Source organism: Streptomyces sp. GL_148 (assembly GCF_057834205.1).
Genome location: NZ_CM174396.1, coordinates 3,913,688 through 3,926,770, shown reverse-complemented (window position 1 = coordinate 3,926,770; position 13,083 = coordinate 3,913,688). Strand labels below are relative to the sequence as shown.

Genomic DNA, 13,083 nt, shown 5'->3' with positions numbered 1-13,083 from the left:
TCGAGTCGATGAACCCCATCCTGGCGGGTGGGGATAAACGAACGATGAACGCCTCGTTCAGCGGCGCCTCAGGCGGCGATCTCCGCCGCCAGCAAGGCCTGTACCTCGGCCAGTTCGGGCGACTTGAGCTGCGTGAACACCACTTCGGCGTCCCGCCAGCACACCCGCGCCCGGTCCCGTTGCCCCAGCTGCCGCAGCGCCCTGCCCAGTACGGTCAGGACCCTGGCGCGGTTCCATTCGCCGCCGATCCCCCGCAGGGCGATGGCCTGTTCCGCGTGCGAGGCGGCCAGCGTGGGCCGGCGCGCCGCCAGGTGGACCTTGGCGAGCCGGAAGTGCGTCACGCCCTCCCACAGGGGCTGCCGGTTCTCGTGGAACAGTGCCAGCGCGTCGTTGAGCTGGGAGTGCGCCTCGGAGAGCCGCTCCGCCTGCGTGAGGGCGATGCCCAGCGCGTAACGGCCGTTGGCCAGGCGCAGGGTGAGCCCCATCCGGTCGTAGATGGCGATGCCCTGCTGGGCGAGCTCGATGGCGCTGGCGAGCCGGCCCTGCTCCACGTGGATGCGGGACAGGTTGCACAGGGCGCTGGCCTCGCCGACGTGGTTGGCGTCGGCCCGGAAGTTGTCGATGGCCTCCAGGAGGTACCGCTCGCCGTCGTCGTAGCGGCCCTCGTAGATCGCGATGATGCCCCGGTCGTTGGGCGCCCAGCAGCTGGGCAGCAGGTCGCCCGCAGCGCGGGCGAGCACCATGGCGCGGCTGGCCTCGGCATCGGCCTCGGCGAAGCGGCCCGCGACCAGGTGGGCGTTGGTGAGCGTGGTGCGGGCGCGCCCCTCGGCGTACGGGTCCCGCGCGGCCTCCGCCGCGTCGCGCAGCGCGGTCGCGGCCGACTCGTACTGCTTGGAGTTGGCGCCGGACTCGGCGAGGTCCTTGGCCGCCCACAGCAGGTCCACGGCCCGGCGCAGCAGGTCCTGGCGCCCGCTCGTGCGCACGGATGCCTGCCGGACGCACGCGAGCAGCGGGTCGGCTTCGGCGTACAGCCAGTCCTGGGCGGAATGCGGCTCGGTGAAGACCAGACCGGGGTGGCGGGTGGCCGACAGGTGGGCCACGAGCCGGTCGCCGGGCCGCTCCAGGCCGTACACCCCGGCGGCGGTGGCCAGGTAGAAGTCCAGCACCCGGTCCAGGGCGGCGTCGCGCGCACCGGGCGGCTGCTCGTCGCGCTCGGCGCAGGCCCGCGCGTAGAGGCGTACGAGGTCGTGGAAGCGGTAGCGGCCGGGCGCGGCCGATTCGAGGAGGGAGCAGTCGACTAAGGCTTCGAGCAGGTCCTCGGTGTCGTGCTCCGGCAGGTCGAGTACGGCCGCTGCGGCCGCGAGGGAGATGTCCGGCCCGTCGGGCAGCCCCAGCAGGCGGAACGCCCGCTGCTGCGCGGGCTCCAACTGCCCGTAGCCCAGCTCGAAGGTGGCCTTCACGGCGAGGTCGCCGGCCTGGAGCTCGTCCAGGCGGCGGCGCTCGTCGGCGAGCTTCGCGGCGAGCACGGAGACGGTCCAGGTGCGGCGGGCGGCGAGCCGGGAGGCGGCGATGCGGATGGCCAGCGGCAGGAACCCGCAGGCGCCGACCACGTCGAGGGCGGCCTGCCGCTCGGCGCCGACCCGCTCGGCCCCCACGATCCGGGTGAAGAGCTGGAGCGCCTCGTCGGGGCTCATCACGTCGAGGTCGACGAGGTGCGCGCCGGCCAGGCCGGCCATCCGGACCCGGCTGGTGACGAGGGCGGCGCAGCCCTCGGTGCCCGGCAGCAGCGGGCGGACCTGGGCCGCGTCGCGGGCGTTGTCGAGGAGGACCAGGACGCGGCGGCCGTCGAGGGTGGAGCGGTAGAGCGCGGCCCGTTCGGCGGGGGAGTCGGGGATGGAGGTGTCGGGGGTCCCGAGGGCGCGCAGGAAGGAGCCGAGGACGGCCTCGGGCTCGGCGGGGCGGGCCTCGGTGCCCTGGAGGTCGACGTAGAGCTGTCCGTCGGGGAAGTGCGGGCGGGCGGCGTGCGCGACGTGTACGGCGAGGGTGGTCTTGCCGACGCCGCCGATGCCGGCGAGGGCGGAGACCGCCATCACCTGGCCCTCGGCGCCCGCGAGGATCCGGCCGAGGTCCCGGACGAAGCTGGACCGGCCGGTGAAGTCGGAGACGGTGGCGGGCAATTGGGCGGGCCTCACGTGGACGGGCGCGGCGGCCGGTGCCTGGTCTTCGGCGCGGGCCAGTTCGGAGTCGGCCCGCAGGATGCGCTGCTGGAGCCCGGCGAGTTCGGGGCGCGGGTCGACGCCGAGTTCGTCGGCGAGGAGCCGGCGGGTGTCGGCGTACACGGCGAGGGCCTCGGCCTGGCGGCCGCTGCGGTAGAGCGCGAGCATCAATAGTTCGCGCAGCCGCTCCCGCAGCGGGTGGGCGGCGGTGAGCGCGGTGAGCTCGGAGACGGCCTCGGCGTGGTGGCCGAGCTCCAGGTCGAGGTCGAGGCGGGTCTCCAGCAGCTGGAGGCGCCACTCGGCGAGCCGGGTGCGCTCGGTTTCGGCGTGCGGTCCGGGTACGCCGGCCAGCGGTTCGCCGTCCCAGACGTCCAGGGCGCGGGCCAGCAGCGTACGGGCGAGCGCGCGGTCGCCCTTGCCGGCGGGGGCGCTGGAAGTGCCGGGGGCGCCGGGGGTCCCCTTCCCGGCATCGGCGCGGGCGCGGGCGCCGGTGCCGCCCCTGTCGCCGGCGGTCTTCGCCGTCCCGGCGCGTGCGGCCTCGGCGTCGGCGGCGAGGGCCCGGGCGATGCCCAGGTCGAGGGCCTCGGGGTGGGGCAGGCGGATCGCGTAGCCGCCGGACTCGCTGACGAGGAGCCCGGGTTCGAGGATCTTGCGCAGGCGGGAGGCGTACGTACGGATGGTCGCGAGGGCCTGCTGCGGCGGGTCCTCGCCCCAGATGGCGTCGATGAGCTCGGGCGCGGTCGCGGTGCGGCCGTCGCGGAGCAGGAGCACGGCGAGCAGCGCCCGCTGCTGCGGGGTCCCGGAGCTCAGCGCCTCGCCGCCGCGCCAGGCCCGGATGGGCCCGAGCACGGCGAACCGGTTGCCTCCGGCGGTGGAGGGGGACTGGGTCCCGGTGGCGGCTTCGGTCCCGGGCTCCGCGGCGGGCGCTGCTTCGACTCCGGGTCCGGCGGCTGCGGCAATGGCGGTGTCACCGGACTCGGGGTGGTTCCGCTGGTGCGGGATGGCCGGTGTGCCGTCCATCTGGTCTCCCCCCTGCCTTCCATAGGTGTAAGGGCCAGTCTGCCCTGTGTTGCGCGTACACGTCAGTCCGTAACGGACCCAGTCCTTACGGATCCGGGACCCAGTCCTTCCGGATCCGGGACCTGGTCCGTGCGGATCGGGGCCCCGGTCCTTACGGATCCGGGATCCCGCCCTGCCCAACTAGCTGACGGTTCGTCAGATTGACGCTACCGTGAGGACATGGAGACCTTCCCGAAGATCATCTCGGTGGACGACCACACGGTTGAGCCCCCCAACGTCTGGCGGGACCGGCTCCCGTCCAAGTACCACGACGTCGGCCCCCGCGTCGTCCGCGCCCCCCTGAAGGAAATGACCTTCCTCGGAGGCAAGTTCGCCCCCGTGATGGGGGCCAAGGGCGACGACGGACCGATAGGCGACTGGTGGGTGTACGAGGACCTGCACCGACCCCTCACCCGCCTCGACACGGCCGTCGGCTACGACCGCGACGAGATCAAGCTCGAAGTCATCACGTACGAGCAGATGCGCCCGGGGTCCTTCTCGGTTCCCGACCGGCTCGCCGACATGGACGTCAACCACGTCCAGTCCGCCCTCTGTTTCCCCACCTTCCCGCGCTTCTGCGGCCAGACCTTCACCGAGGCCAAGGACCGCGAGCTCGGCCTGCTCGGCGTGCGCGCGTACAACGACTGGATGGTGGAGGAGTGGTGCGGCCCCGACGCCGCCGGCCGCCTCATCCCGCTCACTCTCATCCCGCTCTGGGACGCCCGCCTGGCCGCCGCCGAGGTCCGCCGCAACGCGGCCCGCGGGGTCCGCGCGGTCGCCTTCTCGGAGATCCCGCCCCACCTCGGGCTCCCCTCCGTCCACACGGACGAGTGGGACCCCTTCCTGGAGGCGTGCAACGAGACCGGCACGGTCATCGCCATGCACATCGGCTCCTCCTCGCGCATGCCGTCCACCTCGGCGGACGCCCCGCCGGCCGTCGGCTCGACCATCACCTTCGCCAACTGCTGCTTCTCGATGGTGGACTGGCTGATGAGCGGCAAGTTCGAGCGCTTCCCGAACCTCAAGATCATGTACGCGGAGGGCCAGATCGGCTGGATCCCGTACATCCTCGAGCGCGCGAACGTGGTCTGGGAGGAGAACCGCGGCTGGGGCGGGGTCGCCGACAAGGTGCTGCGCCCGCCGTCGGAGCTCTTCGCGGAGCACGTCTTCGGCTGCTTCTTCGACGACGCCTTCGGCCTGAAGAACCTCGACTCCATCGGCGTCGCCAACGTCCTCTACGAGACGGACTACCCCCACTCCGACTCCACCTGGCCCAAGTCCCGCGAGGTCGGCGAGTCCCAGATGGGCCACCTGGCCCCGGACGTGGTGGACCGCATCGTCCGCGGCAACGCGATCGACCTCCTGGGCCTGACCCCGGAAGGGCTCTGGGCGGGGGCGTAGCGGGTCGGCCGCCATCGGCGGGCAGCCCCGACCGGAGTCGCTCCGGGCGGGGCTGTCCACTGCGAGCCGTGAGCCGTGCCTGCAGAAACGATATCTCTTGACGTCGATCTTGATATCGTTTAAGTGGACAGGGGTCGATCGACCCTTCGCTGAGGAGGTTCGCGATGGCCAGAACCGTGATTGACGTCGACGACGCCCTGCTGGCGGAGGCCGCCGAGCTCTTCGGTACGAAGACAAAGGTGGCGACGGTGAACGCGGCCCTTCAGGACGTGGTCAACCGGCGCAAGCGGGAGGCGTTCTTCACCCGTCTTGCCGAGGGCCGGCTGCCTGACCTGACCGGTCCTGTCGACCAGCCGGAGGCGTCTGCGACGCAGGCGGAGCCTGCTGTCCCGGCTGTGCAGGACAGGGCGGCATGAGTACGAGGTTCCTCATCGACAAGTCCGCACTCGCGCGCTACCCCAAGCCGGCTGTACGCAGCGTGCTGGACCCTCTGCACAACGCGGGCTTGCTCGCCCTGTGCGGCGCCATCGAGCTGGAAGTGCTGCACAGTGCCCGGGGGCGAGCCGAAGCCCAGGAGATCAGCGAGGAGCTGCGCGGGTTCGACTGGCTCGCCACATACGACGAAGCGTGGAGCCGCGCCGTCGAGGTTCAGGCGCTGCTCATCGAGGCGGGGACCTGGAAGGCGGTGTCCGTCCCCGACCTGATCATCGCGGCGACGGCCGAGCTGCACGGAGCCACCGTCCTCCACTACGACGGCGACTACGACATGATCGCCGAGGTCACCGGCCAGCCGATGCGGTGGGTCGTCCCGCGGGGAACGGCCGACTGAGGGCGACGGCCCCTTCAGGCGTCTCAGGGGCGTGCGACGGTGATCGCCGGGCGGACGTGTGCCAGGAGAAGCTCCAGGAAGCGGTCCGGGCGGCTGAACGAGGCGAAGTGGCTGCAGCCCTCGATGAGGGCGAACCGCTTCACCGGCGCCTCGACCTCGTCGAAGAAGGCCTTGGCGGCCGCCGTCGGAGTGAGTACGTCGTGCTCGCCCTGGAAGACGAAGAACGGGATCTCGAAGCGCGTGCCGTCGGCCCGGTCGTCGAGCCCCGCCGTCCCCTCCGTGATCCGCTCCGAGAAGGACTGCCCGCGGAAGAAGTCCCGCAGATCGCGCAGCGAGTGCAGCGGCGACAGCCACATCGAACCCAGGACCACCTTCTTGAGCGTGGTCAGCGTCAGCGGGTCGCTCTGCGCAGTGAGCTTGGCGTACGCCGCCTGCTGCTGCGGGGTCCACGCGTGCGGGTCCGCCCCGATCGCCTCGGCCTGCGCGAGCCACTTCGTCTTCCCGGCGGTGCGCAGCCGCTCCAGTAGGGCGTCGTGGGCGGAGGTGTCGCGGCCGCCGGTGTGGATGTTCTGGTCGGTGCCCACGTACGCGGAGTAGAGCTCGGGGTGGTTGCGGGCCAGCCGCAGCCCGAAGGCGCTGCCGTAGGAGTTGGCCAGGAGCACCACCCGCTCGGCGCCCAGCAGGTTACGGGCGTGCCGGGTGACCTCCAGGGCGTCCTCGTAGAGCCGCTCGAAGGTGGCCTCGCCCTGGCCCTGGGGGCCGCCGTGGCCGAAGGTCTTGCCGGCGCCGCGCATGTCCCAGCGGACGATCGTGAAGTGCCGCTCCCAACTGCGGGTGCGGGCCGTGTAGATGGAGTTGGCGGCGCCGGGGCCGCCGTGGATCTCGACGAGGACCGGGTTGGCCCGGTCCTCGCCTCGGACCGAGATCCACTGGTCGATGCCGCCGATGCGGACGAAGCCCTGCTCGTCGATGCCCTGCGGGGACTCGATCCGCAGGGTCCTGGCGGCCTGTGCGCGGCGCAGGGCGCGGTGGGTGAGGAGGGTGGCCGCGGGGGTGGCGAGGGTGATGGCGGCGGTGACGGCGGTGGCGGCGGCAAGGGTGGCGATCATTTTGCGTCCTCCATAAACTGTTTCCAGCGGATACAGAAGAGTGTGGAGGGTGGCCGGGGCGGTGTCAACAGCTGGGGCAGGGGGTCCCCCTTGCGGGGGTCGCCGCGGGCAAGGCATGCTTCGCCGGAGCAAATTGGGGAGGGTTGTCTGTGATGGACAAGCGGGCCGTGGTGACCGCGGTGTTGTGTGCGGTGGCGGCGCTTGGTGCGTCCGCTGCCATGACGAAGGTGGTCCCGGCCGATGACGGCAAGGCCTCCGCACGCCTGAACGCGGCACCTCCGGATACGTCCTCCACGGCCCGCCCGTCGCAGTCGCAATCACCGAGACAGGTCCGGCCGTCCGATGGGCCGACCCCCGGACCGACCGCGTCACCCCCCGCGCCGGGCGGGCCCGCGGCCTTCGCCGGGGCGCTGTTCGAGGGCGATGTGACCGGCGATCACTTCTGTACCGCGACCGTCGTGCACAGTCCCGGGCGGAACCTGATCGTCACCGCCGGCCACTGCCTGCGCGCCGGCCGGGTCGGCGAAGGCGCCGCCTCCTTCGCACCCGCGTACGCGGACGGGCGGGCCCCGTACGGCACCTGGAAGCTCGCGGAGGTCTTCGAGGACCCGCGCTGGTCCGAGGGGACGAACGACGACTACGACCTCGCCTTCGCCCGCCTCGCCCCCGACGCCTCGGGCCGCAACATCGAGGACGTCACCGGCGCCGCCGTCCTGGACACCACGGGACGCACGGACGAGCAGGTCACGGTGACGGGCTACCCGTCGGACCGCAAGGTCCCGCGCACCTGCCTGTCCCGCGCGGTGCGGCTGAGCGCGACGGAACAGCGCTTCGACTGCGCGGACTTCCCCGGCGGCACGAGCGGCAGCTCGTGGATCGCCGCCGACGGAAAGATCATCGGCGTTCTGACCGGCGGGGACACGGACGACGTCTCGACGAGCACGATCCTGTCCGACTATGCGGCGCAGCTGTACGCCCGGGCGACGGCCGGGGCCACGGGTGGGGCGACGGGCGGGGCGACGGCTGGGGCGACGGCTGGGGTCACGGGCGCGGGGACCGGCCGGTGAGCCAGTATTACGACCTCGGCGACGAAACGCTCTGGAACCCATCGAACGGCGCCGCCCGTCTCTTCCACGCCCAAGTGGCCCTCTTCGAGGCGGGACTCGGCGTCCCGTCGGGCATCGGCCCGATGGAGAACGACGAGTGCCAGATCGACCCGGCCGCCCTCGGCTCCTTCGCCGAAGCCCTCGTCGTCCGCTACGGACTCACCGGCCACGCCGTGATCCGCGCCCTCTCCGAGGGCTTCGTGGCCACCGTGCTGGTGCTGGCGGAACGGGCGAGGGCGCAGCTGAACTGGCCGCGGCCCGCCGGTTCGCTGGAGGGGGCCCGGGACGTCCAGGTGCCGCTCCCGGGCTCCTACGAGTCCTCGGCGGAGTCCGCGCTGCGCACGGCCGCCCGGGAGCTGTCCCGGCGGATGCCGCGCTGAGATCAGGCGAGGAGCCCCAAGTGCACGGGCTCGGCGGGGACTTCGCCGAGCAACTCGGCGAGGCGCGGCGGCCACAGGGGTTCACCGAGGGTGGCGAGGTTCCGCGGGGACAGCCACCGCCAGTGGGCCTCGGGGTACTCCGGTACCGGATCGCGGTGCGGGCCGGTGGTCACGTAGATGTGCTCGTGCTGGCGTACGGGGATGCCCTGGTGGGTGAAGTCGTGCTCCCAGGTGCAGAGCAGCCGCTCCGGCTCCAGGTCCGTCCAGCCCGTCTCCTCCCGCAACTCCCGCCGCACGCACTCCTCGGGCGTCTCCCCGGGATCGATGCCACCGCCGGGCGGCAGCCAGTGGATGCCGACTTCCACGTTGTTCTCGCGGAACAGGAACACGGATCCGGCGGGGTTGAGGACGACGATTCTTGCGGCCTGCCGTGGAGTTCGCATCAGACCAGCGTACGACGGGGGGTGCGCGGGGCGGGAGGGGTTTGTCGGGGGCGAGGGCCGGGCGAGGGCGGCGGGGACCGGGGCGGTGGGCTGGGCCCGGGGGATCAGAGGTGGCGGGACGCCGGAGGCCCGTCCCAGGTGGGGGAACGTTTCTGGGTGAAGGCCTGGGCGCCTTCCGTGGCGGCGGTTGTGGCGAACACGGGTGTGCTGAGCGGGTCTTGGACGGAGTAGGCGGCGTGGTCGTCCAGGCCGCGGGTGTTCTGGACGATCTGCTTCGTGATGTGGACGGCGTGGGGGGAGTGGGCCTGGATGCGGGCGCTCAGGGCGAGGGCCGCTTCCAGGGCCCGGCCTTCGGGGGTGAGGCGGTTGACCAGCCCGTAGCGGGCGGCGTCGGTGGCGGACAGGGGAGCCGCCGTCAGGAGCATCTCCATGGCCACGTGGTACGGGAGCCGGCCGGGCAGGCGGATGGCTCCGCCTTCGGCGGCGATGAGCCCGCGGGCCACCTCGGGCAGGGCGAAGAACGCGGTGTCGGCCGCGGTGATCAGGTCGCAGGCGAGGGCCAGTTCGAAGCCCCCGGCGACGGCCGCACCCTCGACGGCGGCGATGAGCGGCTTGCGCAGCCGGGCCCGCGTCAGCCCCGCCAGGCCCCGCCCGGCGACGACGGGGACGCCTTCGGTGGGGAAGGCCTTGAGGTCCATGCCCGAGCAGAAGTGGCCCCCCGCACCGGCGAGGATGCCGACGGCAAGCGACGCATCGTCCTCCAGCCGGGTCAGGGCCGCGTCCAGGGCCTCGGCGAGGGGCCGGTCGACGGCGTTGCGGACGTGGGGCCTGTTGAGGGTGATGAGCAGGACGCCCGGGGCGGGTTCGGCCAGTACGACGGGGTCGGGTGTGCCGGGTGTGCCGGGTGCGTGGGGCATGTGGGGCATGCGGATGTGCTCCTGGGTGGGTGGGTGGGTGGGTGGTGGGGTGGTGGTGGGGCGTGTGGTCAGTTCCGTACGACGGGGAGTGCGGCCAGGCCGCGCATGACCCGGGCCGGCCGCCAGGGGAGTTCGTCGGTGGGCTTGGCCAGCGCGACGCTGCCCAGGCGCTGGAGGAGCAGGGGGAACGCGACGGCACCCTCGAGGCGGGCCAGTGCGGCACCGATGCAGAAGTGCGGCCCGTAGCCGAAGGCGAGGTGGTCATTGGGCGTCCGCCCCAGATCGAGCCGGTCCGGCTCGGGGAAGCGGAGGCCGTCCCGGTTCGCCGAGCCGATCAGGAGGCTGACGATGTCCCCCTCGGCGATCACCTGCCCGTGGAGGGCGATCGGTTCTGCTGCGCAGCGGAAGGTCGCGTCGCGCACCGGGGAGTCGTAGCGCAGGAGCTCTTCGACGGCCGTGGTGACGAGCCCCGGCGAGATGAGCCGGGCCGCCTCGGCGGGGTTGCGGAGCAGGGCGAGCGTGCCGTTTCCGATGAGGTTCATGGTGGTGTCGTGTCCGACCAGCAGCAGGAGGTACGCGGTGGACCGCAGCTCCTCCTCGCTCATCGCGCCGCTTTCGTCGCTGGCCCGCACGAGGGCGCCCAGCAGGTCCACTCCGCTCTGCTCGCCCTCCGTACGTTTCGTGGCGACGAGCTGATCGAGCAGCGCGTGCAGGGCTTCGTCCACCCGGGCCGGATCCACGCCCGGAGCGGGCGCGATCGTGGCCATCAGGGTGTCCCGGGTCTTTGCGTTGTCCAGTTCCTCGGGGACCCCGAGGATCGCGCAGATCATCCGGAACGTCAGGGGCGCGGCGAAGTCCCCGATCACGTCCACGTGCGCGTGGCCCTCGACCCGGTCCAGCAGCAGGTGCGCGGTGTCCGTGATGAAAGGTTCCAGCTGGGCGATGCGGCGGGGCACGAAGGCCGTGTTCACCAGGGTCCGCAGCCGGGTGTGATCCGGCGGATCGGCATGGACCAGGTGCCGGTTCAACCCGACCGGCCCCGCAACATAGCCGGGCACTCGCCCCGGGTCCTTGCTCAGCCGCTCGTCGGTGAGCAGGGCCAAGACGTCCTCGTAGCGGGAGACCTGCCACACGGCGGGCCGCCCGTCCCGGCGCTCCGCACGGAGGGGTGCATGCCGGCGCAGCCAGGCGAAGTAGGGGTACGGGTCCCGAACCCGCGCGGCCAGCAGGTCGGGGGGCGGGGCGGGCAGGGCAGGAGCGGACACAGAAACTCCGGAATCGGCAACCAACAAGGTCACCGCTTCAACGGACATGGATGAGAGGAGGGTGCGGAACGTACTGGGGTTCGAGGGGAGTTGGGGGAGGTCAGGGGTTGGGGGGCGGGGGATGGGCTTGGGCTGCGGGCCGGTCCTTGGCTGCGTGGGGTTTCGGGGGGCGTCCCGGCAGTCCAGTGTCCTTTCGGTGCGGGCCGGTCCCTCAAGGGCGCTCCCTGCGGTCGCGTCGCTTCGCGATGGCCTTCGGCCACCCTTGACCGACCGACCCACCCCGAAACGCCACAAGACTTCCGGGATCCCCCCGGGGAACGGCCGGGGGGAGGAGAGGGGAGGAGCGGCCTCGTCTGAGATGCGCAGCCCCCTCCGGCCGAGGGTCATCAGGACACGGCCCCGGCAGGACCGTGACCTCGGTCGGTACGGACGCGCGGGGCGATCAGAGCATCCAGGGCCGGGCGCCTGAACACCCTTCCCGAGACCGTCGACCGCCGACATGAGCGAGAGGAGGACATCCAGCCCCTCAGGGTCGGGGGGCGCGACAGAATCGCTACACACTCCCACTCGGCTTAGCGACTACCGACCGGCCGTGGCTGATCTAGAGGGGTGGCTGCGATGGGGGCTGATCTAGAGGAGTGGCTGTGATGGGTTTGCCGGGAGTTCGAAGACGAGGTCGATTCCGTCGGTCTCGTTTCCCCGCTCGGCGACGCGGGTGAAGCCGAAGCCCGCGAGGGTGGCCAGGGAGGCGGTGTTGTCGGATCGGATCGTGGCCCGGACGGTCCTGACATCGGGCTCTTCGGCGGCCCTGGCCAGCAGGGCGGTCAGCATGGCGCGGGCGTAGCCCTGGCGGCGGTAGGTGGAGACGACGCTGTAGCCGATCTCGACCACGCCTGCTTCGTCCGGCGGGCCGTGGAAGCCGGCGTCGCCGATGACCGTTCCGTCCGGCTCTGACACTGCGGCCCGAGTGGTCCAGGGCGCGGCGGACGGGTCCTTGGTGAGCTGGTCGGCGCGGTAGCCGAAGATCCAGCGGGCACGGTCGGATACGAAGTATTCGTCGAGGGCGATCCCGGCCTCGGCGCTGCCGCCTGCGAGGTCACCGTCGGCAAGAGCCCGTAGGGCCTTTGCGTTGAGCTTGACGAAGCGGACGCGTTTGGGGAGAAGTTCATTGCTCATCGCGGAGATGCTCACCCAGCGGGCGAGGGCTGTCCACCGCTTTACGGACCGCCGATCACGCCACCTTCGCGTCGTTCTTCCGGCGTACCAGCTCGGTGATCCAGGTGGGCGCGTACGGAGAGGTGCAGCCGGGGGGTGTCGGGTAGTCCTTCAGGACCTCCAGGCGCTCGCCGATGGCGAGTGCGCGGGCGCGGTACTCGGCGTGCTCGATGCCGATCTGGGCCAGGCAGTGGTTCATCGCCCACTGCAGGCGGTCAGGGGCGTCCTTCATCTCCGCCTCGATGACGTCGAGGAGTCCCGCGAGATCCAGCTCAGCGGGCTTCTTCGCCACCCGCTCGGTGGTCAGCGCCCACCCGGCACTCGCGACCACGGGATCAGGATCGGCGAACCACAGGAGACGCAGCTCTTCCGCGTGCGGGCTCTTCTTCACCACGTAGTTCACCAGCCAGTCGTGCACCTTGGGCCTGCGCGCCTCGCGCAGCATGGCGTCCAGCTCGTCCCGCCCGAAGGCCTTAGGGCGGCAGATCAGGATCGCCAACAGCCTCGCGGCCGTGTCACCCGTCTCCCAGAGCCGACAAGCCAGCTCCTGCTGCGTCTTCAACCGCTTCGCGACCGCGCGCAGCTTGCCGAGGTTCACACCGTGATCGTCACCGTGCTTCTCGTTCACCGCACGCGCCTTAGGGTCCTCCAACGCGGCCAGCTCAGCCATCACCTCGGCCAGTACCTCCGCCATCTCCTCCGCCATCACCTCGGTCGTTTCCGTCTCACCCACCGCAGCCTCCTCTCCCTCACGCCGAGATTCACCCTACGAGGGAGGCACCCGCAGCCCCCTCTCCGCCGCACCCCCTCTCCATCGCAGCCACCCCTCTAGATCAGCCACGGCCGGTCGGTAGTCGCTAAGCCGAGTGGGAGTGTGTAGCGATCTGTCGCGCCCCCCGACCCTGAGGGGCTGGATGTCCTCCTCTCGCTCGTGGTGGCGGTCGACGGTCTCGGGAAGGGTGTTCAGGCGCCCGGCCCTGGATGCTCTGATCGCCCCGCGCGTCCGTACCGACCGAGGTCACGGTCCTGCCGGGGCCGTGTCCTGATGACCCTCGGCCGGAGGGGGCTGCGCATCTCAGACGAGGCCGCTCCTCCCCTCTCCTCCCCCCGGCCGTTCCCCGGGGGGATCCCGGAAGTCTTGTG

12 protein-coding genes are annotated in these 13,083 nt (G+C 71.9%); 5 read left to right on the top strand and 7 right to left on the bottom strand.

Annotation, left to right across the window (positions count from 1 at the left end; all coding sequences use genetic code 11):
* Positions 1–68: 68 nt before the first annotated feature.
* On the bottom strand, positions 69–3,236 hold the full coding sequence (gene afsR / locus AC3IYI_RS17950) for an SARP-family global regulator AfsR (RefSeq protein WP_489411137.1): 3,168 nt from the start codon (positions 3,234–3,236) through the stop codon (positions 69–71).
* A 219-nt stretch (positions 3,237–3,455) separates the two neighbouring features.
* Between afsR and AC3IYI_RS17945 the strand changes: the two genes are divergently transcribed.
* The 3 genes from AC3IYI_RS17945 to AC3IYI_RS17935 all read left to right on the top strand — a co-directional run bounded on the left by AC3IYI_RS17945 (position 3,456) and on the right by AC3IYI_RS17935 (position 5,505).
* On the top strand, positions 3,456–4,676 hold the full coding sequence (locus AC3IYI_RS17945; RefSeq protein ID WP_489411136.1) for an amidohydrolase family protein: 1,221 nt from the start codon (positions 3,456–3,458) through the stop codon (positions 4,674–4,676).
* 164 nt (positions 4,677–4,840) lie between these two features.
* Entirely contained in the window at positions 4,841–5,092 is a 252-nt protein-coding gene (locus AC3IYI_RS17940; protein ID WP_489411135.1) for a type II toxin-antitoxin system VapB family antitoxin, read from the top strand.
* Complete coding sequence (locus tag AC3IYI_RS17935) at positions 5,089–5,505, top strand: PIN domain nuclease (RefSeq protein WP_389692050.1); 417 nt, start codon at positions 5,089–5,091, stop codon at positions 5,503–5,505. The genes AC3IYI_RS17940 and AC3IYI_RS17935 overlap by 4 nt, the downstream gene beginning before the upstream one ends.
* A 23-nt stretch (positions 5,506–5,528) precedes the next feature.
* Here AC3IYI_RS17935 and AC3IYI_RS17930 read toward each other — a convergent pair whose 3' ends face one another.
* The gene (locus tag AC3IYI_RS17930; RefSeq protein WP_489411134.1) at positions 5,529–6,614 is read right to left on the bottom strand and encodes an alpha/beta fold hydrolase; all 1,086 of its coding nucleotides are present in this window, start codon (positions 6,612–6,614) and stop codon (positions 5,529–5,531) included.
* Positions 6,615–7,072: 458 nt separating this feature from the next.
* Between AC3IYI_RS17930 and AC3IYI_RS17925 the strand changes: the two genes are divergently transcribed.
* Together AC3IYI_RS17925 and AC3IYI_RS17920 are read left to right on the top strand one after the other, a co-directional pair.
* Positions 7,073–7,681, top strand: a complete 609-nt coding sequence (locus AC3IYI_RS17925; protein WP_489411133.1) for a trypsin-like serine peptidase — start codon at positions 7,073–7,075, stop codon at positions 7,679–7,681.
* Entirely contained in the window at positions 7,678–8,100 is a 423-nt protein-coding gene (locus AC3IYI_RS17920) for a DUF6086 family protein (RefSeq protein ID WP_489411132.1), read from the top strand. Before AC3IYI_RS17925 ends, AC3IYI_RS17920 begins: the two co-directional genes overlap by 4 nt.
* Before the next feature lie 2 nt (positions 8,101–8,102).
* Here the strand turns inward: AC3IYI_RS17920 and AC3IYI_RS17915 are convergent, their stop codons facing one another.
* The 5 genes from AC3IYI_RS17915 to AC3IYI_RS17895 all read right to left on the bottom strand — a co-directional run bounded on the left by AC3IYI_RS17915 (position 8,103) and on the right by AC3IYI_RS17895 (position 12,634).
* Positions 8,103–8,543 (bottom strand): NUDIX hydrolase, encoded by a 441-nt coding sequence (locus AC3IYI_RS17915; protein ID WP_489411131.1) that lies wholly within the window; start codon positions 8,541–8,543, stop codon positions 8,103–8,105.
* A gap of 104 nt (positions 8,544–8,647) precedes the next feature.
* Positions 8,648–9,469, bottom strand: a complete 822-nt coding sequence (locus AC3IYI_RS17910; protein WP_489411130.1) for a crotonase/enoyl-CoA hydratase family protein — start codon at positions 9,467–9,469, stop codon at positions 8,648–8,650.
* A 59-nt stretch (positions 9,470–9,528) separates the two neighbouring features.
* Positions 9,529–10,725, bottom strand: coding sequence for a cytochrome P450 family protein (locus tag AC3IYI_RS17905; protein WP_489411129.1), 1,197 nt, complete (start codon positions 10,723–10,725; stop codon positions 9,529–9,531).
* Between the two features lie 630 nt (positions 10,726–11,355).
* Positions 11,356–11,901, bottom strand: coding sequence for a GNAT family N-acetyltransferase (locus AC3IYI_RS17900; protein WP_489411128.1), 546 nt, complete (start codon positions 11,899–11,901; stop codon positions 11,356–11,358).
* 55 nt (positions 11,902–11,956) lie between these two features.
* Positions 11,957–12,634, bottom strand: a complete 678-nt coding sequence (locus AC3IYI_RS17895; RefSeq protein ID WP_489411570.1) for a DNA alkylation repair protein — start codon at positions 12,632–12,634, stop codon at positions 11,957–11,959.
* Between the last annotated feature and the right edge of the window lie 449 nt (positions 12,635–13,083).